General features: G+C 42.4%; 24 protein-coding genes and 4 tRNA genes. 7 read left to right on the top strand and 21 right to left on the bottom strand.

Features of this window, described 5'->3' with window-relative positions; genetic code table 11:
• Positions 1 to 101 precede the first annotated feature (101 nt).
• The 15 genes from rpoB to rpsU form a co-directional block, all read right to left on the bottom strand.
• Entirely contained in the window at positions 102 to 3,914 is a 3,813-nt protein-coding gene (rpoB, locus tag HMPREF9447_RS25715; RefSeq protein WP_009132585.1) for a DNA-directed RNA polymerase subunit beta, read from the bottom strand.
• A 104-nt stretch (positions 3,915 to 4,018) separates the two neighbouring features.
• Positions 4,019 to 4,396: a 50S ribosomal protein L7/L12 gene (gene rplL / locus HMPREF9447_RS25710; RefSeq protein ID WP_007212059.1), complete on the bottom strand. Its 378-nt coding sequence runs from the start codon at positions 4,394 to 4,396 to the stop codon at positions 4,019 to 4,021.
• Positions 4,397 to 4,487: 91 nt separating this feature from the next.
• Positions 4,488 to 5,009 carry a 50S ribosomal protein L10 gene (rplJ, locus tag HMPREF9447_RS25705; RefSeq protein WP_009132584.1) on the bottom strand — a complete coding sequence of 174 codons (522 nt, stop codon included), beginning with the start codon at positions 5,007 to 5,009 and terminating at the stop codon, positions 4,488 to 4,490.
• 15 nt (positions 5,010 to 5,024) lie between these two features.
• Positions 5,025 to 5,723 (bottom strand): 50S ribosomal protein L1, encoded by a 699-nt coding sequence (gene rplA / locus HMPREF9447_RS25700; protein WP_009132583.1) that lies wholly within the window; start codon positions 5,721 to 5,723, stop codon positions 5,025 to 5,027.
• 15 nt (positions 5,724 to 5,738) lie between these two features.
• Entirely contained in the window at positions 5,739 to 6,182 is a 444-nt protein-coding gene (gene rplK / locus HMPREF9447_RS25695; RefSeq protein WP_009132582.1) for a 50S ribosomal protein L11, read from the bottom strand.
• A gap of 57 nt (positions 6,183 to 6,239) precedes the next feature.
• On the bottom strand, positions 6,240 to 6,782 hold the full coding sequence (gene nusG, locus HMPREF9447_RS25690) for a transcription termination/antitermination protein NusG (RefSeq protein ID WP_009132581.1): 543 nt from the start codon (positions 6,780 to 6,782) through the stop codon (positions 6,240 to 6,242).
• A 12-nt stretch (positions 6,783 to 6,794) separates the two neighbouring features.
• Positions 6,795 to 6,986 carry a preprotein translocase subunit SecE gene (gene secE, locus HMPREF9447_RS28045; RefSeq protein ID WP_044138748.1) on the bottom strand — a complete coding sequence of 64 codons (192 nt, stop codon included), beginning with the start codon at positions 6,984 to 6,986 and terminating at the stop codon, positions 6,795 to 6,797.
• A gap of 14 nt (positions 6,987 to 7,000) precedes the next feature.
• A tRNA-Trp gene (locus HMPREF9447_RS25680) sits at positions 7,001 to 7,073 on the bottom strand.
• 54 nt (positions 7,074 to 7,127) lie between these two features.
• A complete protein-coding gene (tuf, locus tag HMPREF9447_RS25675; RefSeq protein WP_009132580.1) occupies positions 7,128 to 8,312 on the bottom strand; it encodes an elongation factor Tu in 1,185 nt (394 codons plus the stop codon).
• A gap of 50 nt (positions 8,313 to 8,362) precedes the next feature.
• Positions 8,363 to 8,434 (bottom strand) — tRNA-Thr (locus HMPREF9447_RS25670).
• Positions 8,435 to 8,451: 17 nt separating this feature from the next.
• Positions 8,452 to 8,534 (bottom strand) — tRNA-Tyr (locus HMPREF9447_RS25665).
• A 44-nt stretch (positions 8,535 to 8,578) separates the two neighbouring features.
• Positions 8,579 to 8,652, bottom strand: a tRNA-Thr gene (locus HMPREF9447_RS25660).
• Between the two features lie 95 nt (positions 8,653 to 8,747).
• A complete protein-coding gene (hpf, locus tag HMPREF9447_RS25655) occupies positions 8,748 to 9,047 on the bottom strand; it encodes a ribosome hibernation-promoting factor, HPF/YfiA family (protein WP_009132579.1) in 300 nt (99 codons plus the stop codon).
• A 16-nt stretch (positions 9,048 to 9,063) separates the two neighbouring features.
• A complete protein-coding gene (gene xerC, locus HMPREF9447_RS25650) occupies positions 9,064 to 9,948 on the bottom strand; it encodes a tyrosine recombinase XerC (RefSeq protein WP_009132578.1) in 885 nt (294 codons plus the stop codon).
• Positions 9,949 to 10,019: 71 nt separating this feature from the next.
• Positions 10,020 to 10,211: a 30S ribosomal protein S21 gene (gene rpsU, locus HMPREF9447_RS25645; RefSeq protein ID WP_009132577.1), complete on the bottom strand. Its 192-nt coding sequence runs from the start codon at positions 10,209 to 10,211 to the stop codon at positions 10,020 to 10,022.
• A 490-nt stretch (positions 10,212 to 10,701) separates the two neighbouring features.
• Here rpsU and HMPREF9447_RS25640 point away from each other — a divergent pair, with 490 nt between their 5' ends.
• Complete coding sequence (locus HMPREF9447_RS25640; protein ID WP_009132575.1) at positions 10,702 to 12,483, top strand: aminopeptidase P family protein; 1,782 nt, start codon at positions 10,702 to 10,704, stop codon at positions 12,481 to 12,483.
• 27 nt (positions 12,484 to 12,510) lie between these two features.
• Positions 12,511 to 13,023: a gamma carbonic anhydrase family protein gene (locus HMPREF9447_RS25635; protein ID WP_009132574.1), complete on the top strand. Its 513-nt coding sequence runs from the start codon at positions 12,511 to 12,513 to the stop codon at positions 13,021 to 13,023.
• A gap of 116 nt (positions 13,024 to 13,139) precedes the next feature.
• On the opposite strand, the gene HMPREF9447_RS25630 is transcribed toward HMPREF9447_RS25635, so the two are convergent.
• Together HMPREF9447_RS25630 and gltX are read right to left on the bottom strand one after the other, a co-directional pair.
• Positions 13,140 to 14,360 carry a 3-deoxy-D-manno-octulosonic acid transferase gene (locus HMPREF9447_RS25630; protein WP_044138697.1) on the bottom strand — a complete coding sequence of 407 codons (1,221 nt, stop codon included), beginning with the start codon at positions 14,358 to 14,360 and terminating at the stop codon, positions 13,140 to 13,142.
• A 92-nt stretch (positions 14,361 to 14,452) separates the two neighbouring features.
• Complete coding sequence (gltX, locus tag HMPREF9447_RS25625) at positions 14,453 to 15,970, bottom strand: glutamate--tRNA ligase (protein WP_009132572.1); 1,518 nt, start codon at positions 15,968 to 15,970, stop codon at positions 14,453 to 14,455.
• A gap of 97 nt (positions 15,971 to 16,067) precedes the next feature.
• On the opposite strand from gltX, the gene HMPREF9447_RS25620 reads away from it, so the two are divergent.
• Positions 16,068 to 18,128 carry an HD family phosphohydrolase gene (locus HMPREF9447_RS25620; RefSeq protein ID WP_009132571.1) on the top strand — a complete coding sequence of 687 codons (2,061 nt, stop codon included), beginning with the start codon at positions 16,068 to 16,070 and terminating at the stop codon, positions 18,126 to 18,128.
• 5 nt (positions 18,129 to 18,133) lie between these two features.
• On the top strand, positions 18,134 to 18,907 hold the full coding sequence (locus HMPREF9447_RS25615) for a hypothetical protein (protein ID WP_009132570.1): 774 nt from the start codon (positions 18,134 to 18,136) through the stop codon (positions 18,905 to 18,907).
• Positions 18,908 to 18,925: 18 nt separating this feature from the next.
• On the opposite strand, the gene HMPREF9447_RS25610 is transcribed toward HMPREF9447_RS25615, so the two are convergent.
• Positions 18,926 to 19,396: a low molecular weight protein-tyrosine-phosphatase gene (locus HMPREF9447_RS25610; protein ID WP_009132569.1), complete on the bottom strand. Its 471-nt coding sequence runs from the start codon at positions 19,394 to 19,396 to the stop codon at positions 18,926 to 18,928.
• A 133-nt stretch (positions 19,397 to 19,529) separates the two neighbouring features.
• On the opposite strand from HMPREF9447_RS25610, the gene HMPREF9447_RS25605 reads away from it, so the two are divergent.
• The 3 genes from HMPREF9447_RS25605 (at position 19,530) to HMPREF9447_RS25595 (ending at position 22,651) form a co-directional block, all read left to right on the top strand.
• Positions 19,530 to 19,928, top strand: coding sequence for a hypothetical protein (locus HMPREF9447_RS25605; protein ID WP_009132568.1), 399 nt, complete (start codon positions 19,530 to 19,532; stop codon positions 19,926 to 19,928).
• Positions 19,921 to 20,490, top strand: a complete 570-nt coding sequence (locus tag HMPREF9447_RS25600) for an RNA polymerase sigma factor (protein ID WP_009132567.1) — start codon at positions 19,921 to 19,923, stop codon at positions 20,488 to 20,490. Before HMPREF9447_RS25605 ends, HMPREF9447_RS25600 begins: the two co-directional genes overlap by 8 nt.
• A gap of 61 nt (positions 20,491 to 20,551) precedes the next feature.
• The gene (locus HMPREF9447_RS25595) at positions 20,552 to 22,651 is read left to right on the top strand and encodes an outer membrane beta-barrel family protein (protein WP_244267671.1); all 2,100 of its coding nucleotides are present in this window, start codon (positions 20,552 to 20,554) and stop codon (positions 22,649 to 22,651) included.
• Here the strand turns inward: HMPREF9447_RS25595 and priA are convergent, their stop codons facing one another.
• From priA to porN, 3 genes are all read right to left on the bottom strand, one after another.
• Positions 22,652 to 25,123, bottom strand: a complete 2,472-nt coding sequence (priA, locus tag HMPREF9447_RS25590) for a replication restart helicase PriA (RefSeq protein ID WP_009132565.1) — start codon at positions 25,121 to 25,123, stop codon at positions 22,652 to 22,654. It abuts the gene before it with no gap.
• A gap of 155 nt (positions 25,124 to 25,278) precedes the next feature.
• The gene (locus tag HMPREF9447_RS25585; RefSeq protein WP_009132564.1) at positions 25,279 to 25,839 is read right to left on the bottom strand and encodes a porin family protein; all 561 of its coding nucleotides are present in this window, start codon (positions 25,837 to 25,839) and stop codon (positions 25,279 to 25,281) included.
• A 75-nt stretch (positions 25,840 to 25,914) separates the two neighbouring features.
• The gene (porN, locus tag HMPREF9447_RS25580; protein ID WP_009132563.1) at positions 25,915 to 26,934 is read right to left on the bottom strand and encodes a type IX secretion system ring subunit PorN/GldN; all 1,020 of its coding nucleotides are present in this window, start codon (positions 26,932 to 26,934) and stop codon (positions 25,915 to 25,917) included.
• Positions 26,935 to 26,961 lie beyond the last annotated feature (27 nt).

Here is a 26,961-nt window from a genome sequence, read left to right as displayed (position 1 = left end):
ACTTTTATATTAATTGAGAATTGAAAATTAAAAAATGAATGTTGAGAAAATAAGGATTGAGAACTATTATTTTTTAGTTCTCAATTCTCTATTTTTTCAAATTATTCCAGGTTGATGCTAAGGCCCAGACCTCTCAACTCATGCAGTAATACATTGAGTGATTCCGGAATGCCAGGTTGCGGCATCGGTTCACCCTTCACAATTGCTTCATAAGCTTTAGAACGGCCAACAACGTCATCGGATTTGATAGTCAGGATTTCCTGTAGAATGTGCGCAGCACCAAATGCTTCAAGCGCCCAAACCTCCATTTCTCCGAAACGCTGACCACCAAATTGCGCCTTACCACCTAACGGCTGCTGAGTAATCAGAGAGTACGGACCGATAGAACGTGCATGCATCTTATCCTCAACCATGTGGCCCAACTTCAACATGTAAGTAACCCCCACCGTAGCATGTTGGTCAAACGGTTCACCCGTACCGCCATCATACAACTTAGTCTTACCATAACGTGGCAAACCAGCCTTGTCAGTCCACTCATTCAGGTTATCCAATGTAGCACCATCAAAGATAGGAGTAGCAAACTTCACACCTAACTTTCTACCGGCACTACCCAATACAGCCTCGAATATCTGACCGATGTTCATACGAGAAGGCACACCTAACGGATTCAATACGATATCTACCGGAGTACCATCAGCAAGGAACGGCATATCTTCCTGACGAACAACGCGGGAAACAATACCCTTGTTACCATGACGACCTGCCATCTTATCACCTACACCAATCTTACGTTTTTTAGCAATATAAACTTTTGCCATCTGAATAATACCAGCAGGAAGTTCGTCACCAATAGTAATAGCAAACTTCTTACGTTTCAGTTCAGCATCCAGTTCTTTATATTTCTTAATGAAGTTCATCACCAGGTCACGAATCATACCGTTAATACGGGCATCATTCGTCCAGTTACTTAACTGGATTGAAGTGAAGTCCAAATCACCAAAATCAGAAGGAGAGAATTTAGCGCCTTTTGAGATAACCTCAGCACCCATGTAATCCTTCACACCTTCAGATACATAATTCTCCGTCAACTTCAATAGTTTTCTGATCAGAATGCCTCTCAAATCAGCAACCTTTGCATCAAACTCATCATCAATCTTCGGCAACAAAGCCTTGTCAGCCAACTTGGAGCTACGGCTCTTGATTACACGTGAAAACAAACGCTTGTCGATAACCACACCCTTCAAAGAAGGAGAAGCTTTCAGAGAAGCATCTTTCACATCTCCTGCCTTGTCACCAAAAATAGCACGAAGCAACTTCTCTTCCGGTGACGGATCAGACTCACCCTTCGGCGTAATCTTACCAATCAATATATCACCCGGCTGGATGCGAGCCCCCACACGTACTATACCGTTTTCATCCAAATCTTTGGTAGCTTCTTCACTCACGTTCGGAATATCGGAAGTCAATTCCTCCATACCACGTTTCGTTTCACGAACCTCCAATGAATATTCTTCTACGTGAATAGAAGTCAATATATCTTCACGAACCACACGTTCGTTCAATACGATAGCATCCTCATAGTTGTAACCCTTCCACGGCATGTAAGCTACCAACAGGTTTTTACCCAAAGCCAACTCACCCTTTTCCGTAGAATAACCTTCAGTCAGAATCTGACCTTTCGTTACACGCTGACCTTTTTCACAAATAGGACGAAGGTCAATCGTCATATTCTGATTCGTACGACGCCACTTCGGAATGCGATATTCCTTCAATGCCGGTTCGAAGCTTACAAATTCTTCATCTTCCGTACGATCATACAATATACGGATAGCAGTAGCATCAACAAACTCAATTACACCATCACCTTCAGCCGTGATTTGCGTACGAGAGTCGCGAACCAACTGACGTTCAATACCTGTACCTACAATAGGAGCTTCGCTCTTCAGCAAAGGAACTGCCTGGCGCATCATGTTTGACCCCATCAACGCACGATTGGCATCATCATGTTCCAGGAACGGAATCAAAGATGCGGCAATTGAAGCAATCTGCTGAGGAGAAACATCCATCAACTCTACTTCATCCGGAGTTACCACCGGATAGTCAGCATCCTGACGAGCTTTTACTTTATCACGAATAAAAGTACCATCATCATTCAATGGCGCATTACCCTGAGCAATAATCTTAGCTTCTTCTTCTTCCGCAGTCAAATATGCCAAACCTTCATCAGAAAGATCTACCTTACCGTTTTCAACTTTACGATATGGAGTTTCGATGAAACCAAGCACATTAATCTTAGCAAACACGCACAAAGAAGAAATCAAACCGATGTTTGGACCTTCCGGTGTTTCAATCGGACAAAGACGACCATAGTGCGTATAGTGAACGTCACGTACCTCAAATCCGGCACGCTCACGAGACAAACCACCAGGACCGAGGGCAGACATACGACGCTTGTGCGTAATTTCAGCCAGCGGATTCGTCTGGTCCATAAACTGAGACAAAGCATTCGTTCCGAAGAATGAATTGATTACGGAAGAAATAGTCTTTGCATTAATCAAGTCAATCGGAGTAAACACTTCATTGTCACGTACATTCATACGCTCACGAATTGTACGCGACATACGAGCCAAACCAACTGCAAACTGATTAGACAATTGCTCGCCTACAGTACGCACACGACGGTTGCTCAAGTGGTCAATATCATCCACATCAGCCTTTGAGTTAATCAACTCAATCAGGTACTTGATGATTTCAATAATATCTTCCTTTGTCAGAACACGCACATCCATATCAGTCGTCAGATTCAACTTCTTGTTGATCCTGTAACGACCTACATTACCCAAGTCATATCTCTTTTCAGAGAAGAACAAGTTGTTGATGACCTCACGTGCACTGGCATCATCGGCAGGGTCAGCATTACGCAACTGACGATAGATGTACAGTACAGCTTCTTTTTCCGAATTACTCGGGTCTTTCTGAAGCGTGTTATATATGATAGAGTAGTCAGACTGATTCGGCTCTTCCTTGTGAACAAGAATATTCTGAACGCCTGACTCTAAGATAATATCAACATGTTCCGGTTCGATAACTGTTTCACGGTCAATAACCACTTCGTTACGTTCAATGGAAACAACTTCACCGGTATCTTCGTCTACAAAATCCTCAATCCATGTTTTCAAAACACGAGCCGCCAACTTACGTCCCAACACTCTTTTGAGATTAGTCTTATTGACTTTAATATCCTCGGCCAAATTGAAAATTTCAAGGATGTCCTTATCATTTTCAAAACCGATAGCTCTCAACAAAGTAGTAACGGGTAACTTCTTCTTACGGTCGATGTACGCATACATGACATTGTTAATATCAGTAGCAAACTCAATCCAAGAACCTTTGAACGGAATGATACGGGCAGAATAAAGTTTGGTACCATTAGCATGCACGCTCTGACCGAAGAATACGCCCGGAGAACGGTGAAGCTGAGATACAACCACACGTTCCGCACCGTTAATGACGAAAGTCGCCTTATCCGTCATATAAGGAATAGGACCGAGGAATACATCCTGAATAACCGTATCAAAATCCTCATGATCGGGATCAGTACAGTATAATTTCAATTTTGCTTTCAAGGGCACGCTATAAGTAAGCCCTCGCTCTATACAATCATCGATAGTATAGCGCGGCGGATCAATATAGTAGTCCAAAAACTCAAGAACAAAATTGTTTCTTGTATCGGCAATGGGGAAGTTTTCAGCAAATACTTTATACAGTCCCTCGTTCTTACGCTTTTCGGGTGGGGTATCCAGTTGTAAAAAGTCTTTGAATGACTTCAATTGTACTTCCAAAAAATCCGGATATTCAAGTGGATTTTTAGTCGAAGCAAAATTAATTCTTTGGTTTACAGTATTTGAAGACATCTGTTAATGGATTTGTAGAACTTAATTTTAAATATATACACAAAAAGGTTAAGAACCCTCTTCTGAAGGGTTCTTAACCGAATTACCTGATATACAGGCTAATGTTATTTAAGTTCAACTTCAGCTCCAGCTTCTTCCAATGTTTTCTTCAATGATTCTGCTTCGTCTTTAGCCAAACCTTCTTTAACTACGCTAGGAGCACCGTCTACCAAGTCCTTAGCTTCCTTCAAACCAAGACCGCAAGCTTCCTTAACGGCTTTAACAACCTGAAGTTTAGCTGAGCCAGCGCTCTTCAATACTACATCAAAAGAAGTTTTTTCTTCAGCGGCAGCAGCACCACCAGCTGCAGGACCAGCAGCAACAGCTACAGCTGCAGCAGCAGGTTCAATACCATATTCTTCTTTAAGGATAGTTGCAAGTTCATTAACTTCTTTTACTGTCAAGTTAACTAATTGTTCTGCAAAAGCTTTCAAATCTGCCATTTTTGTATGATTTTAATTGTTTAAATACTTATTTGTTTATAAAAAAATTGTTCGGGACGTTACTCCCAAGGTTGTAACACCTTTCCCATTTTTACGCTTCGGTACGTTCACCAAGAGTCTTAAGAACTCCGTGAATGGTGTTTCCACCTGATTGAAGAGCAGAAATAACATTCTTGGCCGGCGATTGCAGCAAGGCAACGATATCGGCAATAACTTCATTCTTACTCTTGATACTAACGAGAGCATCCAACTGGTCAGCACCAACATAGAAGCTTTCTTCTGCATATGCAGCTTTCAGTCCGGGAATACCGTCTTTAGCCTTTGCTTTGATCAACTTAGCAGGTAAGTTAGCAGTATTACAGAACATAATCGCTGTAGTACCTTTCAAGCAACCATAAAGCGGAGAATAATCTTCTTCCAGACTTTCCAATGCTTTGTGAAGCAACGTATTCTTAATCAACATCAACTTGATGTCAGATTTGAAACATTCTCTTCTCAACGCGCTTGTAGCAGCAGCGTTCATCGCAGTGATATCAATCAAATAGAAGTGACTATATTCCTTTACTGTAGCAGCAATCTGCTCAATAATCGTACTTTTATCTTCCTTTCTCATTATTACTCCGTTTTATTAGATTTCTTCTATTGATTTCGGGTCAATCTTGATACCTGCACTCATAGTGCTAGAAAGATAAATACTCTTAATATATGTACCCTTGGCTGCGGTCGGTTTCAACTTATTCAAAGTAGCCATGAATTCCTTCGCATTGTCGCGAATTTGATCAACGCCAAATGAAACTTTACCGATAGAAGTATGAACAATACCGCTCTTATCAACTTTAAAGTCAATCTTGCCTTGTTTTACTTCTTTCACAGCTTTAGCAACATCCATAGTTACAGTACCACTCTTCGGGTTAGGCATCAATCCACGAGGACCGAGCACACGACCGAGTGCACCAATTTTACCCATGATAGACGGCATAGTGATGATTACATCCACATCAGTCCATCCACCTTTGATCTTTTCAATATATTCGTCAAGACCAACGTAGTCAGCTCCGGCTTCTTTTGCAGCAGCTTCAGCATCCGGTGTACAAAGCACCAAAACGCGTACAACCTTACCAGTACCGTGAGGAAGTGATACAACACCTCTCACCATCTGGTTCGCCTTACGCGGGTCAACGCCCAAACGCACGTCGATATCCAGTGAAGCATCAAACTTGGTATAAGTGATTTCCTTTACCAAAGATGCAGCTTCTTTCAGTGAGTATGCTTTCCCTGCTTCAATTTTCTCTGCAGCCAACTTTTGTTTTTTTGTCAGTTTACCCATTCTAATTGAAGTTTATTAGTTATTAACCGGGAACTCCCCTTTTACAGTGATACCCATACTTCTAGCAGTACCAGCAACCATCTTCATGGCAGCTTCTACAGTGAAACAGTTCAAGTCCACCAATTTGTCCTGAGCAATCGTACGAACCTGTTCCCAAGTTAACTCAGCAACTTTCTTACGGTTAGGCTCAGCAGAACCACTCTTTACCTTAGCTACTTCAAGTAATTGAATAGCAACGGGAGGAGTCTTGATTACAAAATCGAAAGACTTATCTGCGTAGTAAGTGATAATCACAGGAAGAATTTTTCCTGCTTTGTCCTGGGTTCTGGCGTTGAATTGCTTGCAAAACTCCATGATGTTAATACCCTTAGAACCTAAAGCAGGTCCTACGGGAGGTGATGGGTTTGCCGCGCCTCCTTTAATCTGTAATTTGATTAGTCCAGCAACTTCTTTAGCCATTTTTTTATTGATTTATATATAAACATTAATAAAGAATACTACAGCGTAACACCTGCATTATTCTTTTTCAACTTGCATAAAGCCCAACTCGAGCGGAGTTTTCCGTCCGAATATCTTTACCATGACCTTAAGCTTCTTCTTCTCGGTGTTCACTTCTTCAATGATGCCACTGAATCCGCTGAACGGTCCGTAATTTACTTTTACAGTTTCGCCGACTATATACGGGGTACTCAGTTCCTCACTGGCATCCTGCAATTCGTCCACCGTACCAAGTATACGATTCACTTCCGATTGTCTCAAGGGAACCGGTTTATCCGATCCTCCCAAAAATCCAATCACATTAGGAGTATTTCTCAAGTGGTGAGAAACCTCACCTACCAAAGCAGCCTCCACCAAAACGTAACCAGGGAGATAACTTCTCTCTTTCACAATTTTTTTTCCATTGCGAACCTGATAAACCTTTTCGGTAGGAATCAATACCTGAGATACGTAATCACCAAGGTCGCTGTTTTTAATATCAGCTTCAAGGTATTCCTTCACCTTAGCTTCTTTTCCGCTAATAGCACGCAGGACGTACCATTTCTTTTCAATCTCAGACATTTTCCCTCGTTTTTAGTGTGGATAAATAATTTTCTCCATTACGTTCTGGAAACAGAAGTCCATCGCAAATACCACCAATGCAATAAGCAGGGAAGCATATAAAACAACTACTGCACTGTTAGTAAGTTCAGAATACGTAGGCCACGACACTTTATGTACAAGTTCGTCGTAGGTTTCTTTAATATAAGATACAATCTTCTTCATTTCAAAAATATTAGCACGGGAGGAGAGGCTCGAACTCCCGACACCCGGTTTTGGAGACCGGTGCTCTACCAACTGAGCTACTCCCGTGTGAACATAATCAGTTCCCGGCATTTACCGAGAACTGATTAAGATATTTGGTAATTAGTCAAGAATTTCAGTAATCTGACCAGAACCTACCGTACGACCACCTTCACGAATAGCGAAACGCAAACCTACGTTCAAAGCTACCGGATAGATCAGTTCTACGTTGATTGAAACGTTATCACCAGGCATTACCATTTCAGTTCCTTCCGGAAGAGTAATTTCACCTGTACAGTCCATAGTACGCAGATAGAATTGAGGACGGTATTTATTGTGGAACGGAGTATGACGACCACCTTCTTCTTTCTTCAAAACATAGATAGAAGCTTTGAATTTAGAGTGAGGTTTAATCTGACCAGGTTTACAAAGAACCATACCACGTTTGATTTCATTCTTATCAACACCACGAAGCAACAAACCTACGTTATCACCAGCTTCACCCTGATCCAGCAATTTGCGGAACATTTCAACGCCAGTTACAACAGACTTCTTGTCTTCACCCAAGCCGAGGATCTCAACTTCATCACCTACGTGAATAATACCAGTTTCGATACGACCTGTAGCAACAGTACCACGACCAGTAATAGAGAATACATCTTCAACCGGCATCAAGAACGGTTTATCAACATCACGCGGAGGCAGCGGAATCCAAGTATCAACTGCATCCATCAGTTCCATTACTTTGTCTTCCCATTTTTCTACACCATTCAATGCACCAAGAGCAGAGCCACGGATAATAGGAGTATTGTCACCGTCGAATTCATAAGCAGCGAGCAATTCGCGCATTTCCATTTCAACGAGCTCCAACATTTCTTCGTCATCAACCATATCGCACTTGTTCATAAATACAACAAGCTTCGGTACGTTTACCTGACGAGCCAACAGGATGTGTTCACGAGTTTGAGGCATCGGACCATCAGTAGCAGCAACTACAATGATAGCACCATCCATCTGAGCAGCACCAGTTACCATGTTCTTTACGTAGTCGGCGTGACCCGGGCAGTCTACGTGTGCATAGTGACGGTTAGCTGTTTCATACTCTACATGAGAAGTATTAATAGTGATACCTCTTTCCTTTTCTTCAGGAGCATTGTCAATCTGGTCGAAAGACTTAACTTCTGAAAGACCTTTCTTTGCCAACACAGTAGTGATAGCAGCTGTCAACGTGGTTTTACCGTGGTCAACGTGACCGATTGTACCGATGTTTACATGCGGTTTTTTACGTTCGAATTTCTCTTTAGCCATAGCTTTACTTGTTATTTATTTGATTAATAATCAGCATTTACATATTCATGAGCTGTTACCGGGATTTGAACCCGGGACCTCTTCCTTACCAAGGAAGTGCTCTACCGCTGAGCTATAACAGCAAGAAGAAAAAGAGGTGTGGGCAAAGATGGATTCGAACCACCGAAGTCGAAAGACAGCAGATTTACAGTCTGCCCCATTTGGCCACTCTGGTATTTGCCCTTACATTTAAATAAAGAACTCTTTTTTCCTTATTGTTTTTTTTGAGCCTCTTGTCGGATTCGAACCAACGACCCCGAGATTACAAATCACGTGCTCTGGCCAGCTGAGCTAAAGAGGCAATTACTCAAAAAATGCAACCGTTACGTTCTATCGTGAGCGAAACGGCTGCAAATTTAGGCATTTATTTCTTTTCCGCAAAATTTTAGCGAAAATTTATTTGCTCCGTTGTTTTTCCTTGTGTTTTACCAGCTGTTTTTCCAAGGCTTCGACACTTAAATCAACCGACTCTTCAAACGTATTGCAGATTTTGCTTGCATAAAACTCACCATTAGGAATGATCACTTTCACACCGGCTTCTTTATTTTCTGCGGTTTCTGGCTTAACAACCTTTAATGACACCTCTACTTTCTTTATATCATCGTAATACTTCTCCAACTTTGCGACTTTCTTCTGAATAAAAGACTGCAATTGCTCTGACGCATCAAAGTGAATTGATTGAATTCTTACTTCCATACTTACCTCCTTACTTTTAGGCCCGAGGATGAGCCTGGTTATACACTTTTTTAAGTTCTTCAAAAGTAGTATGCGTATAAATTTCCGTAGTCGCTAAACTTTCATGTCCAAGAAGCTCCTTTATCGCTCCGAGTTTTGCATCATGATTCAGCATAGTCGTAGCAAAAGTATGCCTCAACACATGAGGACTACGTTTTTTCAACGTCACTACCTTCGACAGGTTTCGTTTCACTAGATTTTCTACAATACTGCGGGAAAGCCGCTCTCCATTCTCACGGACAAAAAAAGCACCCGTACGGACTGGAATCGACTCATTCCTTACATTGACATACTCCGTCATTGCAATTTTCAACTCTTCATCAAAAGGTATCAATCGTTGTTTATTCCGCTTCCCCGTCACCCTTATAAGCAAAGAGGAGAAATCCACATCTTTGTCGTCCAGTCCGATTAATTCAGAAAGCCTCATACCGGTAGTATAAAACATCTCAATAATCATATGATCACGACACCCTTTAAATCCTTCACCGAAATTAACCTCATCCAATAGTTTATCCATCTCACTTTCTTTCAGAAAAGCAGGCAATGGCCTTTTGTTCTTAGGACCTGTCACCTTTTGCAATGGATTCACCGTCACTTCACCTTTCCGTAAAAGGAATTTATAAAATGACCTGAGCGAACTCAACTTCCGGTTTATTGAAGTAGAAGCATATCCCTTGTCCATTAAAGAAACAATCCATTCACGAACAAGTTCAGCTTTTACTTCCGATGGAGCCGAATCTCCAAGTTCTTCCCTGGCAAATTCCTCAAACTGACGAAGATCTTCCCGATAAGACTTTATAGTCTCTTCGGAATAGTTCCGTTCACATTGAAGATAGTCAAGAAAAGAGTTTGTCAACCACATATATCGTTACATCAAAATCATGCAACGAATGTATGAAAAGAATTCAATAATTCAAAGGAAATTACGAATTATTAATCTTCTACTTGCTGAAGTTGCTGTACGTAAACTGCACGTTCTTTCTTAAGTCTGTTAACAACAGATGGTTTGTCAAACTGCTGTCTGCTTCTTAATTCTTTAACGATACCAGTTTTCTCAAATTTTCTTTTAAACTTCTTCAGCGCTTTTTCAATGTTTTCGCCTTCTTTTACAGGTACTACAATCATTTTCTTTTTATTAAAATGTTAATGGTTTAAAAATCTCACGATTAAATTGAGCGGCAAAATTACACATAGTTTCTTTATTCACAAAACTTTCTGCCAAAAAACTGCAAAAAGAGAAAAGATTATCTCATCTCAAACCTCTTCCGACGGAGGAAAAAGACAAACCAACCGAGAATGCGCTAAGAACTAATCGCGAGACTATAAGAAACTAATCTCCGAACCGCAAGAAACTAATCTCGGGGATACTAAAAAGTATTCATACAATAAATAATAATGTTTCTTACAACAGTTGATGTAAGTAACTTAAATAGTTATTGTAGGAAACTTAAACAGTTGTTGTATGAATACTTTTTAGTATCCCCGAGATTAGTTTCTTGCGGTATAGAGATTAGTTTCTACTATGCCGACGGATAAAGTATAGTGGGCCACAAAAATATTCAAAGAAAGTGAGTATCTTTGAGGGATTAATGTTACACCTTATTATATATAGAATATGAGCCAAACAATAAACAATCGGATTCAAGCCTTACGGGCATTGTTTAGTCGAGAAGGTATACAAGCCTTCATCATTCCAAGTACGGACCCGCATCTGAGTGAATATGTTGCTCCCCATTGGAAATCCCGAGAATGGATTTCCGGTTTTACCGGTTCAGCAGGAACCATCGTTATCACCACGGACAAGACAGGGCTTTGGACTGACTCCCGCTATTTTCTCCAAGCCGCCCAGCAGTTGAAAGGTACGGAAATAGAACTTTACAAGGAAATGCTCCCCGATACACCAAGTATTTCCACGTTCTTATGTACAGAGTTAAGTCCGGGTGATGCAGTCGGCATTGACGGAAAAATGTTCTCGGCAGAAGAAGTGGAAAGAATGCAAGCTGAATTACAGAAATGCCGAATAGACATAAAAAATATTCCGGACCCAATGGAGGAGTTGTGGACTGATCGTCCATCCATGCCGGAGGCCCCCGCTTTCATTCATGAAACCAGATATTCCGGAAAAAGTAGCGTGGAAAAGATTTCTATCATCCGGGAAGAATTGAAGAAAAGCAATGCCAAAGCGTTATTTTTATCTGCTTTGGACGAGATTGCATGGACGCTTAATCTACGCGGTAACGACGTACATTGCAATCCTGTAATTGTCAGTTACCTATTGATTGAAGAACAGGATATACACTATTTTATCCAACCGCAGAAAATCACTCCCGAAGTTGCCGAATATTTAAAAACGACAGGTGTAAGCCTACACTCTTATGAAGAAGTAGAAATGTACCTCAATCGGATTGAGGTTGAAAGTCTGCTCGTCAACCCGGCTAAAACGAATTATGCCATGTATTCGGCTATCAATCCTAATTGCAAGATTATTCATGGTGTTTCTCCGGTTACATTATTGAAAGCCATCCGCAACGAGCAAGAAATCAACGGCATACATGCTGCCATGCAACGGGATGGAGTGGCGCTGGTGAAATTCCTGAAATGGCTGGAAGAAGCCGTACCGTCGGGTAAAGAAACCGAAATTAGTGTGGATAAAAAGCTACACGACTTCCGCGCCGAACAGGACTTATATATGGGAGAAAGTTTCGATACAATTGCCGGCTACAAAGAGCATGGGGCTATTGTGCATTATGAAGCTACACCTGAAACGGATGTCCCTCTGAAGCAAAAAGGTTTTCTACTATTGGATTCTGGTGCGCAATATCTGGATGGAACGACCGATATTACGCGTACTATTGCGTTGGGGGAACTGACTGAAGAAGAAAAAACAGATTATACACTGATACTGAAAGGGCACATTGCACTGGCAATGGCAAAATTTCCCGTTGGCACACGGGGGGCACAACTGGATGTACTGGCGCGTATGCCGATATGGCAGCGGGGCATGAATTTTCTGCATGGCACAGGGCACGGTGTCGGTCATTTCCTGAATGTACACGAAGGTCCGCAAAGCATCCGCATGAATGAAAATCCGGTAACACTGCAATTGGGTATGCTGACTTCTAATGAGCCGGGGGTATATAAGGCAGGGAGTCATGGGGTTCGTACGGAGAATCTTGTTTTGGTGGTTCCGGCGGGTGAAGGCATGTTTGGCAATTATCTGCAATTCGAGACAGTTACTCTTTGCCCTATTTGCAAGAAAGGCATCATTAAAGAGTTGCTGACCAAAGAAGAAATCGAATGGTTCGACAAATATCATCAGACTGTCTATGAGAAATTATCGCCAAGCCTGAACAAAGAAGAACAGGAATGGTTGAAAGAAAAAACAAATAGTTTATAATAGATTGACTAATAACTTTATACAGAAATGGCATTAATAAAATCAGTAAGGGGGTTTACTCCTGAGTTCGGAGAAAACTGTTTTTTGGCTGACAATGCAGCCATCATCGGAGACGTGAAAATGGGACGCGATTGCAGTATCTGGTTCAGTACGGTCTTGCGCGGAGATGTAAATTCCATCCGTATCGGCGATGGAGTGAACATACAGGATGGAAGTGTGCTGCACACATTATATGAGAAATCGACGATTGAAATAGGCGATCATGTTTCCGTGGGACATAATGTAACTATTCATGGAGCTACTATTAAGGATTATGCATTGATAGGAATGGGATCCACTATTCTTGATCATGCGGTAGTAGGCGAAGGCGCTATTGTGGCAGCAGGTTCTTTGGTTTTGAGTAATACAATAATTGAGCCGGGAAGTATCTGGGGGGGCGTGCCCGCCAAGTTTATCAAGAAAGTGGACCCGGCGCAGGCAAAGGAACTGAACCAAAAGATAGCACACAACTACCTGATGTATTCGGATTGGTATAAATAGTCTGAACACAAATTACGCAAATTACACAAATCAAAAGTTTACTCACTTTTATGCCATAAGGTCGATTTTGTGCAATTTGCGTAATTTATATTCTTAGACTATCTTCTTATAGCTATTTAGAAATTAATCATGCTCAAAACCTTGTCAGTAGCCCCGGCATTACTGGTGACATAATATCCAGCATTCGTTCCGGTTTCCCGCAGGAAGACTTCATCCGCCAGCATCCGGTCGAGCAGTTCTTTCAGTTCCTCATAATTCTTAATAGAGAAAGCACCTTTAGCCTCTATCAACTGCATGGCTTCCATAAACTTCTGATATTTAGGGCCAAATATAACCGGAATGCCATAAACTGCTGCCTCCAATGTATTGTGAATACCTACCCCGAAACCACCACCAATATAGGCTATCTCACCATAGCGATAGATTGAAGAGAGCAAACCAAAACAATCGATAATCAGACAATCGGCCTTCTGCACATTCTTCTCATCGGCACGGGTATAACGCACGTATGACCGTTTCAACTTCCGGATAATCTCTACCAGATGATTCTCATCTATCACATGCGGAGCAATTATCAGTTTCACTTCCGGATGGTTATTGAAATATTCAATAAATAAATCTTCATCCGGTTGCCAGGAACTACCTGCAACGAAAGTCATCGTATTATTTTTGAAGAGTTTCACCAAAGGAAGATCCTTCGCCTCTTCACGTATCTGCAACACACGGTCGAAACGCGTATCACCTACCACCGTTACACGGCTGATACCAATCTTGCCCAGATAGCGTTTGGAACGCTCATTTTGCACAAACAGATGGTCAAAGTTACGCAACACGTGACGATAAGTACCGCCATACCACTTGAAGAAAACTTGTCCGCGACGGAATATGGACGACACACTATATACCGGAATACGACGTTTGTGCAATTCGTCCAGATAATTCTTCCAAAACTCATATTTGATGAAGAATGCCATACAAGGATTTGCTATATCCAAGAACTTCTTCACATTCCGGGGCTTATCGAACGGCAGGTAACATACCACATCAGCACCACGATAATTCTTACGCACCTCGTATCCCGAAGGGGAGAAAAACGTTAGCAATATGCCGTAATCAGGGTATTTGGCACGAATCTTCTCAATCAAAGGACGTCCCTGTTCAAATTCGCCTAAAGAAGCGGCATGAAACCAGATATAACGCACATCTTTTTCCAATTGCTGCCTGAGGAGTTCATACACCACCCAATGCCCTTTCATCATTTTACGGGGCTTACGGCTGAACGGAGCCGCCAGATGCACCAAAAGGTCATAGATACCTATCGCAAGGTCGTAAAGCATACTTATTAAATTAAGAATTAAGAATTGAAAATTAAAAAATGAATGAAACATGCCGGGCATTATTTCTCATTTTTTAATTTTCAATATTCAATTTATTTCAGTACCTCAATTGCACGTTTCATGCGCGCTAGTGTCTCTTCCTTGCCCAGCACCCAAGAGATGTCGAACATGTGCGGACCTTTCCCTTCGCCTACCAGAGTCAAACGGAAGGCGTTCATTATATTTCCGGTATGGTATCCTTTTTCAGCAATCCAATCCATTACAATCTTTTCTTGGTTTTCAATGCCAAAGTCTTCGATACCTGCCAAAACTTCCATCAATTCGGTCATACACTGAGCCGAATCTTCTTTCCAGCGTTTCTTCACGGTCTTTTCATCGTACTCTGTCGGAGCTACGAAGAAGAAACTACAAGCTTCCCAAAGTTCGCGTACAAAACTTACGCGATTCTTCATCATGCCTACTACTGCTACAACTTTCTCGAATGGAGCTTCCACATCATGCTCTTTCAGAACGGGAACAAAAAGTTCGGCTATCTCTTCATCCGGCTTCAACAAGATATATTCATGATTGAACCAGATTCCTTTCTTGAAATCAAATTTAGCGCCGGATTTGCTGCAATGACTCAGGTCGAACAGTTTTATCAGTTCTTCCATTGACATGATTTCCTGATCGTTACCCGGATTCCAGCCCAGCAGAGCCAGGAAATTAATAACTGCTTCGGGCAGATAGCCAGCTTCACGGTATCCGGAAGAAATTTCTCCTGTTTTAGGATCATGCCATTCCAATGGGAATACGGGGAAACCAAGACGGTCACCATCACGCTTGCTCAGTTTGCCGTTTCCTTCCGGTTTCAGCAACAAAGGCAGGTGGGCAAATGCCGGCATCGTATCTTCCCATCCGAAAGCACGGTATAGCAATACGTGCAACGGTGCCGAAGGCAACCATTCTTCACCACGAATCACATGAGAAACCTCCATCAAATGGTCATCCACGATATTTGCCAAGTGATAAGTCGGAAGTTCGTCCGCCGATTTATAGAGTACTTTATCATCCAGAATGGAAGAGTTGATTATTACCTCACCACGAATGAGATCGTTCACATGTACGTCTTCATTCGGTTCTATCTTGAAACGAACTACGTATTGCTTACCTTCGGCAATCAGTGCGTCCACTTCTTCTTTTGACAGCGTCAGTGAATTACGCATCTGCATACGGATAGAAGCATCATACTGGAAATTAGCAATCTCAGCACGCTTAGCATCCAGTTCTTCCGGAGTATCAAAAGCGATATAAGCCTTGCCCGCATCGAGCAACACCTTCACATACTTCTTGTATATTTCGCGACGTTCGGACTGACGATACGGACCATGTTCTCCACCGAAGCTGACTCCCTCATCGAAAAGGATACCCAACCACTTGAACGACTCCAGTATATATTCTTCCGCACCCGGCACAAAACGGTTGCTATCAGTATCTTCAATACGGAAAATCATATCGCCTCCATGTTGGCGCGCAAAAAGATAATTGTATAATGCTGTACGCACACCACCAATGTGCAAAGCCCCCGTAGGACTTGGGGCAAAACGAACTCTGACTCTTCTTTCTGTCATATTTTGCATCACTTATGATATAATTAGGTGGCAAAATTAAACCTTTTTTTCCACACTAATGTTTTTTTTTGTACTTTTCGCAAAAAATTCAACTGATATGAATAAATCCAGGACTAAAAAGAGCTTTTCTTATAGAGATTTGCTATACAAAGCACTCATTTTTATCGGCACAGTAGCCATTATTGTATATTTCCTGCCACGCGACGGTAAGTTCAACTATCAGTTTGATGTAGACAAGCCGTGGAAGTACGGGCAGCTCATGGCTACCTTCGAATTTCCTATTTATAAGGATGATGCCGTCGTAAAACGTGAGCAGGATAGCATTCTTGCCACTTTTCAGCCTTATTATCAATTGGATAAGAACATAGAGAAGACTGTATTAAGTAAACTGAAAGCAGATTATCAGAGCCATTTGCGTGACATAGTACCTTCTTCGGATTATATGCGTTATCTGGAAAAAAGGTTGTCAGAAATCTACAAGGCGGGAATAGTATCGACTGAAGAACTCAATAAATTACAGAAGGATAGCACTACTAGTATAATGGTGATTGATGATAAGCTTGCTAACCAACGATTTACGGAGCAATTATTTTCCGTAAAAGATGCTTATTCATATCTGCTCACGGCGGATACCGCGCACTATTCTCCTTATATTCTCCGGCAGTGTTCCCTGAATGAATATCTATATCCGAATCTGACTTATGACGAACAACGCACGGAAACAGCCAAGAAAGAAACTCTCGACAATTATGCTTGGGCAAATGGTATCGTAGTAAGCGGACAAAAAATCATCGACCGGGGAGAAATTGTCACACAAGAGACTTATAATATCCTAGAAAGCTTACGCAAAGAATCTATTCAACGTAGCGAATCCATCGGGCAGAAGCGTCTGATACTGACGGGACAAATACTATTTGTCAGTGTTTTCATGCTATGCTTCATGCTCTATCTCGATTTGTTCCGTAAAGATTATTACGAGCGTAAAGGCAGTTTATCTCTGCTTTTCACAATTATCATGTTCTACTGTGTGGTGACTGCCCTCATGGTGGCAAACAACATCTATAATGTCTATATCATCCCATACGCCATGTTGCCTATCATCATCCGCGTATTCCTCGATTCACGTACGGCATTCCTCACGCATGTGGTCACCATACTTATATGTTCCGTCTGTCTGCGCTTTCCACATGAGTTCATATTACTCCAACTGTCAGCCGGGCTGGTTGCTATTTTCAGTCTGCGCGAACTGTCACAACGTTCACAATTATTCCGGACAGCGGTACTAGTGATACTCACTTATGCTGCCGTTTATTTCTCTTTTGAACTGATTACGGAGAATGACCTGTCGAAACTGAATGGCAGTATGTATACCTACTTCACAGTCAATGGCGTACTTCTGCTGTTTGCTTATCCTCTTCTGTTCTTGCTGGAGAAAACTTTCGGATTCACTTCCAATGTTACCTTGGTAGAGCTTTCCAATATCAACAGCCCACTGCTTCGCCGCTTGTCCGAAACTGTTCCAGGCACCTTCCAGCACTCCATGCAAGTGGCCAATCTTGCAGCAGAAGCAGCTAATCGCATCGGAGCTAAAAGTCAGTTAGTGCGTACGGGGGCTTTGTATCATGACATCGGAAAGATGGAAAATCCTGTATTCTTTACCGAAAACCAGTCGGGAGGTGTCAATCCTCACAAAAACCTTAGCTATGAACAAAGCGCGCAGGTCATCATCAGCCATGTGACGGATGGACTGAAATTGGCGGAAAAGAATAATCTGCCTAAAGTGATAAAAGACTTTATCAGTACCCACCATGGCAGGGGCAAAACGAAATACTTCTATATTTCCTGGAAAAACGAGCACCCTGATGAGGAACCGAACGAAGAACTATTCACCTACCCCGGACCGAATCCATTCACTCGCGAAACAGCGATTCTGATGATGGCGGATGCCGTGGAAGCCGCTTCCCGCAGTCTGCCCGAATATACAGAAGAGAGCATCAACAACCTGGTGGAAAAGATTATAGACTCGCAGGTAGAAGAAGGCTACTTCAAAGAATGTCCCATCACATTTAAAGATATCGCTATCGTGAAATCAGTTTTCAAAGAAAAGCTGAAGACAATTTACCATACCCGTATCAGTTATCCTGAACTTAAAAAATAAAGATCATGAAAACACCTGTCCAAGACCAGAAACGTGTCGAGAGCTTATTGCAGCGCAAAGGTATCCGGCTACACGACATCCAGAGTTTCAGTTTTATGAAGCGCTTTCACGAAGTGCCGCGCAAAAATAATCTGAAAGTGAAAGACAAATATGGTGCGGGCATATTGACGCTCCATCTGAAACAAGGCGTTAAAAAAGCGTTTTATGTCCGGCCGTTCCAGCATCCGTCATCTGTTATCCGATACCTGATGGCACAGAATATACCTTTCGATAACTCTATTCCCCATGAACGAACAGCTACGGAAATTCCGACGACGATTTATCAACGCCCATCCCTGTATATGTTCTATTTCTTTGTGCTTTTCATTACGTTCATGATATTGGGATATCAGGCTGTTACAATCGATACATGGTGGGGATATGCCCTCGGAGTACTTTCATTCGGATTGGGTATCTACTTCATACACATGTTGATGACACGCTTCTGCTATCTGAAAGTGGATAATGAAAGCCTCAGCATATACAGTGTAGGACGAGAAATTAAGTATCCTTATGAGAAAATACTCAAAGTAAACTTTGACTTTGCACGCGAACAAGCATTTACCCATGTGATGGAGATACTGGACAAGGATTACCACTATCGACTTTACTATATAGGCAGGGTATCCCGAAGGACCTTGAGTGATATTGCCGAAGTGCTGCAAAGCGCGGGTGTTGATGCGACATGCAGTCTGAACGATAACAAACGGTTCTATCAGGACACTTATGTAAATCATTAATCCAACGCAAATTCGTCCTCACCGCAAATGTTCCAGCAGCCCCGCACAAGCATCTTCAAGCAAATCGAGCACATACTCAAAACCTTCGGCCCCTCCATAATACGGATCGGGCACATGGTCGGCATGCGTAAAGCGGGTGCAATATTCCGTCATGCGGTGTATCTTCTGCAATGCCTCAAGAGAAGGGGCACGTTCCTTCAAATCCTCCATATTACGGTCGTCCATCCCGATGATTAAATCGAAGTTATAGAAATCTTCCGTCCGCACAGGACGTGAACGATGTATCAGGTCATACCCCCTACGAACGGCATGTGCACGCATCCGGCTATCGGGCAGTTCTCCCTGATGATAGGACAAAATACCGGCAGAGTCTATCACAAACTCATTTTCCAGTCCCGCTTCTTCCAGCAAATGCTTCATCACACCTTCTGCAGAAGAAGAACGGCAAATATTTCCGAGGCAAACAAACAGTATTTTACGAGGCTTCATAAGTGCTTTTTTATATTTTAAAGCGTAAAGATAGAAGTTTTCTGCATTCTCTTAAAATATTTCTTCTTCTCAATTGTCTGCATTAACAGAGAACGTTTTCAAAAAGTACATAAATCAATAAAATCAGAACATCATGAAAAAAAGATTTTTTATCATACCTTTGTTTGGAGTATTAGCCATTGCAGCATTTGGCGCGATAGTCATGTTATTATGGAACTTTGTAGTGCCCGGAGTTTTAGGATTGGCAACCATCAATTTCTGGCAGGCACTGGCATTGTTTGCACTTGCACGCATTCTCTTCGGAGGTTTCCCCGGCAGAAGAGGATTTCCGGGCAGAAGAGGAATGCCCAGCAGCAGAGAAGGAAATCCGTTTCGTGCCAAATGGGAGAAGATGACACCGGAAGAACGTAAGGACTTCATAAACAGAAGGAAGAAATTCGGATTCGGCGGTCCTTTCGGGGGAGACCGATTCTTCGACGAGAATAACTTTGATAGAAACAACAGTAGTGAAACTCCCAAAGAGAATGAATAAGCTGACTGAAAAAGATAACGGTCTGGAAGAGTTGATTGCGGAACATCAACCCCGCCTGAAAGCATTTATCCGAAAGCGGGTCTCCAATAAAGAAGACGCCGAAGATATCCTGCAGGATGTGTTTTATCAATTAGTAAAGACTATCGAAAGTACTTTCAATCCGATTGAGCAAGTGACGGCATGGTTGTATCGTGTAGCAAAAAATACGATTATCAACAAAAGCAGAAAGATGCAGGAAGAAGAACTTCCCACTCTTGCTTATGATAAAGATGATAATATCCTGAATGATTTTTCAGAAGTGTTATTCAGTGATGCCGCACCCACTCCTGAAACAGAATACATGCGTTCACTCGTTTGGCAAGAGCTTGAGACAGCTCTTGCCGAATTACCACCCGAACAACGGGAAGCGTTTGAGCTCATGGAACTGGAAGGGCTCTCTGCAAAAGAAGTTTCCAGTGCCACCGGGATTCCGGTCAATACATTATTATCAAGAAAGCATTATGCCGTCATCCACCTTCGCAAGCGGTTGAAAGGATTGTACAGCGACCTGCTGAACTATTAACCTGTTTTTAAATATTTCTGTCCGCCCGACAACGGGCAGCAACCACCCCTAACAAACATTTATGAAAACAATAGTGTCATTTATGACCATACTACTGTGTATGGCCTGCCCCTCTCATGCGCAATTCATTGCCAAAGATTCTACCGGAGTTATGGCTATCTCCCTGGATGAAGTGACCATAAAAGCACGCTCTGTTATTGAAAAAGGCGACCGGAAAGTAATTCTTCCTACCCAAAACCAACTGAAAATGTCCTCCAGTGGCATAGACCTGTTGAGCAGGTTGCAACTTCCCCGCATCACTGTCGATATCATGTCCGGCGAAATAACCACCTCGGGCAATGGAGAAGTGCAATTACGAATCAACGGAGTACAAGTTACTTATACGGAAGTCTCCGCACTCAATCCGGAAGATATTCTTCGCATAGAATACCACGATACACCCGGGGTACGTTATGGGAATGCCTCCGCAGTCATTGATTATATCACCAAAACCAGAAAAACAGGGGGCAGCATACGCGGAGGAGCTTTCCATAATCTCAGTAGCGACCGCACTTCCATTGACGATATGCTATCCGGAAGATACAACTATGGTAAGTCTGAAATATCAGCCAATATCCGATATATACAGCGGAAAGGAGACTGGACACGTGAATATGATGAACGATTCATCTTCCCGGATAAAGAGCTGCATCGCCAGGAAACCGGAGAGCCTACCCTGTTCAACAAAAAGCTACTGACTTCCAGCCTCAACTACAGTCTGCAGGAAAAGGGAAAATATCTTTTTAACGCACAATTCAGATATACCTTACAGGATAATCCTGCCGGATATGAAGACCGAAAGAGTAAACTTTATACTTCTGATTCAGACATCCCGCTATCCATTTACGATCACACCAAAGAACAAAACCATCTACCGGCTCTTGACTTATACTATCAGCAAGACATAAAAAATAATCAACGCCTCATATTCAATATTGTCGGAACTTATATCAAGAGCAGTAGCACACGTGTTTATCAAGAAAAGCAGGAAGATTTAACCGAAACGGAGTTGTATTCCAACATAACCGGAAAGAAATATTCACTAATCACCGAAGGTATCTATGAAAAGAAGATAGCTCAAGGAGTACTGACGGGAGGCCTCAGACATATACAGTCCTACACAAACAATCAATATCTGGGAAACAATGCAATGGACGTCATCATGAAACAAGCGGAAAGTTATGCTTATGCCGAATATAAAGGCAAGATACAAAACTGGGGATATATGGCAAATATGGCATTCAACCGTTTCTACTATAGTCAAAAAGATAACCGGAGCGAAAGATATGGCCTCCAACCCTCTTTCCTGATATCCTATAATCCTATAGATAATTTGCATTTCCGCTACCACATCAATCTGAAAAACAACGCTCCCTCCATAGCTTATCTGAATGATGTAGAGCAGAACATTGATAATTTGCAAATTCGAAGAGGTAATCCGACTTTAAAAGCATTCCGCAGCACCATTCAGGATTTTAATGCAGCATTCAATACAGGTATTTGCAGTATTGATGCCCTGGTTAGTTACACGTATGAGAAAAATCCTATTATGGAATCAGTGCTTTATGAAGGAGGAATGTTTGTTCATACCTATGAGAATCAGAAATCATTCCAGCATCTGGCAGCGGAAGTCACTTTCAAAATAAAACCCTGGAAAGAATATATCAGTCTCTCCGTCACGCCGGGAATCAGCCGATATATAAGTACGGGGAACCATTATCTGCACACCTATACCTTAAAAGAATTACGTATCAATCTGGATGCTTCGTACAAGAACTGGCTCCTAAGTTTCATGACCATTACCCCGCCCAACAGGTATGCATATGGCGAGCAATTAATGAAAGGTGAATTGATGCATACGCTTATGATAGGTTATAAGCAACCGGCATGGTCCGTTATGGCAGGGATTCATAACCCTTTTATGAAGACTTACCGCTCGGAGAACGAAAACTGGTCTGCACTGAATCCGGTAAAATCGGATATACACAGCACTAATATGTCGAATACCTTTGTAGTAAAGGTCAACTTCAACCTAAACTTCGGACGGCAATATAAAAGTGCGAATAAGACAATACAGAATATGGATACCGATTCCGGAATCCTGCAAGGGACGAAAGATTGATTACATCGGGTCTACATCATAATAGACTATCAAGGACTTAAAACGATCTTCCATCACCATCTCTTTCTGAACCTGCACCAGCAATTCACGAGCACGGGCCATAGGCGCATTATACTCTATCTTTACAACAATCTTACGTATAAACAGCGTTTGTATGCGGGCAACCGGCGGCTTGTCCGGTCCCAACACGCGATTACCGAAAACAGTACGCAATTTGCTTGACATGGTGTGAGCCATCAGGTCAAGCAATTGCTCGTTACGGTTCTTCAGATACACATAGACCAAACGGTAATAAGGAGGATAATGGAATAACTGTCTTTCAGCAAGTTGACCGGCTACCATTTGTTCGAAATCATTATGGATGACTTGGGCAATAATAGGATGATCTATGCTCTTGGTCTGCAAGATAACTCGTCCGCGTTTGTTTTTCCGCCCGGCACGTCCCGACACTTGCGCCATCAACTGGAAGGCACGTTCATAAGAACGAAAATCCGGATAATTCAACATTGTATCCGCATTCAGGATACCTACCACACTGACATGGTCGAAGTCCAGTCCTTTAGAAACCATCTGTGTACCTATCAAGATATCTGTCTTTCCCTGTTCAAAGTCCGCAATAATACGCTCGTAAGCCGAACGGGTACGAGTGGTATCCAGATCCATACGGGCTACAGAGGCTTCAGGAAATAAGATCTTGATGTCATCTTCTATCTTCTCCGTTCCAAATCCACGATTGCGCAAGTCTGTTCCCTCGCAAGCAGGACACATACGGGGCAGTTGATAAGTGTAGCCGCAATAATGGCATGTCAATTGGTTCAATCCTTTATGGAATGTCAGACTCACATCACAATTCTTGCACTTCGGCACCCAGCCACATGTGCGGCATTCAATCATTGGAGCAAAGCCGCGCCGATTCTGAAACAGAATAACCTGTTCCTTCTGTTCCAAAGTCTCACGGATATATTGAAGCAAGAGCGGAGAAAACGGGCCGTTCATGCGTTTCTTCCGATGCAACTCCTGTATATCCACCGGAATAATTTCGGGCAATTGTATCTCTTTATACCGTTCCTTCAGTTCCACCAGCCCGTACTTACCGGAAGAAGCGTTGTACCACGTTTCGATGGAAGGAGTAGCCGTACCCAACAGGGTTTTGGCACCATACATCGCCGCCAGAACTATCGCTGCATTCCGGGCATGGTAGCGGGGAGCTGGGTCTTGTTGTTTATAGGTATTCTCATGTTCCTCATCCACAATCACCAAACCAAGATTACGGAAAGGCAGGAAAACAGAGGAACGAACTCCCAAAATAATGTCATATCCTTTTTCCGTCAGTTGCTTCTGCCAGATTTCTACGCGCTCGGCATCAGGGAACTTGGAATGATAAATGCCCAGACGATCACCAAACACCCGTTGTAGACGTTCGGTAATCTGGGTGGTAAGAGCTATTTCCGGCAACAGATACAACACTTGTTTTCCTTGCCGGATAGTTTCTTCTATCAGATGAATATAGATTTCCGTTTTTCCACTAGAAGTCACTCCATGCAGCAAACAGACATTTTTGGATTGGAAACTTTGTACAATCCCATCGTGTGCGAGTTGTTGATGTTCATTCAAGGGGTTGACAGGAAGGGTATCCCGGACAATGGCATTGAGCCGTCCCACTTCTTGTTGATAAACTTCGAAGACATGTTTATCCACCAAGCCATTGAATACTGCCGGTGAAGCGGCCGCCCGCAACAAAAGTTCTTTCTTGGTGACTTCTTTAGGGAAACTTTTCAGCCCGTCTCCGCCCAGAATACCGGATAGTTCGATATACTTCATCAGTAAATCCAGTTGCTTCGGAGCACGCGCCAGTTCATCAAAGAGTTCTTGCAGTCTTTTCTCATTCCGCACTTCTTCCACCAATCTTACGCGAGTTTCAGTTTTGGGCCTATAGGTTCGGCGAAGCTCCTCTTTCACAAAGATAGCCTCCTTATCAAGCAGCGATTTGATAACGGAAAGTATATTCTTAATGCCACTATCCTTTTCCAGCTTCGTGACGCATTGCTCCGGTTCCGCAGAAAGTAAATCCAGCACTTTCTGTTCCTTTTCCGGCAGGCGGACTTCCGATTCAAAGTCAGGATTGTACTCCACCATCGTTTCACTCTCCAATTTCAAACCAGACGGCAGGGCAGCTTTATAAACATCTCCCTGCGCACAAAGATAATAGTCGGCCAGCCATTCCCAGAACTTGAATTGTTCCGGCAGCAATATCGGACGGGCATCCAGCAAGGTCGAAACATCTTTCACCTCATACTCCTCCGGCTTGAAATAATGCACATTACGCACTATTGCCGTATAGTATTTCTTTCGTCCAAACGGGACTACAACCCGGCAACCTATCTGCACCTCATCCGCCCATTCTTCGGGTAAAGAATAGGTAAAACAGCGGGGCAGAGGCAAAGGCAATATGACATCCGCAAACTTTTTCATCACAGCTGCAAAGATACAAAGAAGTATTCAATCCCGATAAGAAATGAGGCAAATGATGATTTAGCGCAGCCTAAGGCTGAAACCCTTTTATTACAAAAACGGGGATGAATTCTATTAAAGAATCCATCCCCGTTATATTATAACTATTATTTTTCTTAGAAAAGATAAGCAGCGGAAACCTGCCAGGTTTTATTTTTTGCACCAATAGCCTTGCCTGCACCCTTCCATGTAAAACTGTCGCCCATCGGGAACTGATAGTTAATACCTATCTGCAAATGTTTAACAAGCTTCACACCAGCTCCCAGATTAAGTCCTACCTGAGTCTTTTTCCGGTCAATTTCATCTTTCTTCTTAAAATCAAAGAAAAAATCAGGTCCGGCAGCAAAATAAATTCCCAGCATACTACCTAAGCCAATCGTATATTTCAGATTGATGGGAACCTCCGCTCCGGTTTGTTTTACGTCACCCTTACCTCTTTGTGAAAATAACAAAGCGCCATCAATACCCAGACCTACAATAGGAATTGTAATCTCAGCCATGGGACCAATAAAGAAACCAGCGGAATTATCCTTGTTTCCTTTATATCCTCCATCCCAGTCTATCTTTGTTAAGTTCACACCACCTTTTACACCCCACTTAATGAGTTGTGCCTGAGCAGGCATAGCCATAAACATACAGCATACAGCTATAATGAAAACACTAAAAATCTGTTTCATAATTCTTTTTGTTTAAATTATCGGGACAAATATATGGATTAATTCTCAAAAAGAACAAAAAAGATTCAATTTTGTTCAACGACGCTGTCGGCGTACTGATGCTTTAGGAGCCGCTGCTTCACGCTTAGAGACCGATTGTGACTTACTTGAAGAGGATTTTGACTTTACTGAGGAAGAAGATTTACTTTTTGTTGTAACAACATTGTCACGCCCTTTCTTCTTAGAATTAGACTTTGCAACCTTCACTCCGGAAGTTGCAGAAAGCGAGTCGGTTTCTTCTATCAGATCCCTGCCATACAGTGTATTTTCAAAATCTACCAGTTCTTTTTCTATTCGTTTCTGCTCTTTCACCATGGCACTATCCGTAGGACAATATTGCGACAAAGTCCGGTTTTGCAGATTGGTAGTTTTGTAAATTTCCCCTTTATACAAACGTGCCGTAAAGAAATCGTCCCAGGTACTGTTAGCTGCATTATTATAGTTGCTTACAGATATTTTCGACTGCGTCAGATAAGGAACCAAGTCTTGATAATTCACCCAGAACATAGGGAAGGTCATCTTCTCCGAACTAAAATCTTCCGAACGATGCAGCACCGGGCAGACGGCTGTTATTACTGAACCATAAGTGGAAGTACGCTGGTCAAAATACCATACTTCCTTTATAAAGTAGCTCAACACATCCGCCGAAGGTATATCGCTGTTGTTGACAGACAAAACACTGTCACGACGATTTGCCACTTTCTTCATTTCATAGTAGATTTGGAAACGGTCCAGCACCTCGCGGAAAGTTACTTCAGCATCTTTCTGAAAACGTTCCGTCCCGTCCAACTGATATTCGTAAGCTGGTATTTTTTTCTGTGCCAGCAGGCGGAACATAGTAGTGAAAAGATTCACCTTACTTCCTTGCGGCTCCACCGGATAGTACAGTGCACCATTGGTATCCTTAGTCAAATCCAGCGTACGGTAGATTTCACGCATCCACACCACATCATCCGGCAAGCCCACCGAACCGGGATATTGCCTTTGTGTCCACCCCGCAGAGACATTCAATGCACACAGAGTAACAGCTATTATGAGTTTCACGGATAGTTTCATAGTCGTATATCTTATTATTATCGATTT

The sequence above is a fragment of the Bacteroides oleiciplenus YIT 12058 genome (assembly GCF_000315485.1).
Lineage (GTDB): Bacteria > Bacteroidota > Bacteroidia > Bacteroidales > Bacteroidaceae > Bacteroides > Bacteroides oleiciplenus.
This window is presented reverse-complemented; position numbering and strand designations above follow the sequence as displayed.

Bases quoted from the DNA above. Each gene is read 5' to 3' on its own strand.
- nusG (WP_009132581.1), bottom strand. From the start codon at position 6,782: ATGTCTGAGATTGAAAAGAAATGGTACGTCCTGCGTGCTATTAGCGGA.
- HMPREF9447_RS25605 (WP_009132568.1), top strand. From the start codon at position 19,530: ATGAAAAAAAGATTTTTTATCATACCTTTGTTTGGAGTATTAGCCATT.
- HMPREF9447_RS25600 (WP_009132567.1), top strand. From the start codon at position 19,921: ATGAATAAGCTGACTGAAAAAGATAACGGTCTGGAAGAGTTGATTGCG.
- hpf (WP_009132579.1), bottom strand. From the start codon at position 9,047: ATGGAAGTAAGAATTCAATCAATTCACTTTGATGCGTCAGAGCAATTG.
- priA (WP_009132565.1), bottom strand. From the start codon at position 25,123: ATGAAAAAGTTTGCGGATGTCATATTGCCTTTGCCTCTGCCCCGCTGT.
- rplA (WP_009132583.1), bottom strand. From the start codon at position 5,723: ATGGGTAAACTGACAAAAAAACAAAAGTTGGCTGCAGAGAAAATTGAA.
- rplJ (WP_009132584.1), bottom strand. From the start codon at position 5,009: ATGAGAAAGGAAGATAAAAGTACGATTATTGAGCAGATTGCTGCTACA.
- tuf (WP_009132580.1), bottom strand. From the start codon at position 8,312: ATGGCTAAAGAGAAATTCGAACGTAAAAAACCGCATGTAAACATCGGT.
- xerC (WP_009132578.1), bottom strand. From the start codon at position 9,948: ATGTGGTTGACAAACTCTTTTCTTGACTATCTTCAATGTGAACGGAAC.
- HMPREF9447_RS25610 (WP_009132569.1), bottom strand. From the start codon at position 19,396: ATGAAGCCTCGTAAAATACTGTTTGTTTGCCTCGGAAATATTTGCCGT.
- gltX (WP_009132572.1), bottom strand. From the start codon at position 15,970: ATGACAGAAAGAAGAGTCAGAGTTCGTTTTGCCCCAAGTCCTACGGGG.
- HMPREF9447_RS25630 (WP_044138697.1), bottom strand. From the start codon at position 14,360: ATGCTTTACGACCTTGCGATAGGTATCTATGACCTTTTGGTGCATCTG.
- secE (WP_044138748.1), bottom strand. From the start codon at position 6,986: ATGAAGAAGATTGTATCTTATATTAAAGAAACCTACGACGAACTTGTA.
- HMPREF9447_RS25640 (WP_009132575.1), top strand. From the start codon at position 10,702: ATGAGCCAAACAATAAACAATCGGATTCAAGCCTTACGGGCATTGTTT.
- rplK (WP_009132582.1), bottom strand. From the start codon at position 6,182: ATGGCTAAAGAAGTTGCTGGACTAATCAAATTACAGATTAAAGGAGGC.
- HMPREF9447_RS25595 (WP_244267671.1), top strand. From the start codon at position 20,552: ATGAAAACAATAGTGTCATTTATGACCATACTACTGTGTATGGCCTGC.
- HMPREF9447_RS25620 (WP_009132571.1), top strand. From the start codon at position 16,068: ATGAATAAATCCAGGACTAAAAAGAGCTTTTCTTATAGAGATTTGCTA.
- HMPREF9447_RS25635 (WP_009132574.1), top strand. From the start codon at position 12,511: ATGGCATTAATAAAATCAGTAAGGGGGTTTACTCCTGAGTTCGGAGAA.
- HMPREF9447_RS25615 (WP_009132570.1), top strand. From the start codon at position 18,134: ATGAAAACACCTGTCCAAGACCAGAAACGTGTCGAGAGCTTATTGCAG.
- rpsU (WP_009132577.1), bottom strand. From the start codon at position 10,211: ATGATTGTAGTACCTGTAAAAGAAGGCGAAAACATTGAAAAAGCGCTG.
- rpoB (WP_009132585.1), bottom strand. From the start codon at position 3,914: ATGTCTTCAAATACTGTAAACCAAAGAATTAATTTTGCTTCGACTAAA.
- HMPREF9447_RS25585 (WP_009132564.1), bottom strand. From the start codon at position 25,839: ATGAAACAGATTTTTAGTGTTTTCATTATAGCTGTATGCTGTATGTTT.
- porN (WP_009132563.1), bottom strand. From the start codon at position 26,934: ATGAAACTATCCGTGAAACTCATAATAGCTGTTACTCTGTGTGCATTG.
- rplL (WP_007212059.1), bottom strand. From the start codon at position 4,396: ATGGCAGATTTGAAAGCTTTTGCAGAACAATTAGTTAACTTGACAGTA.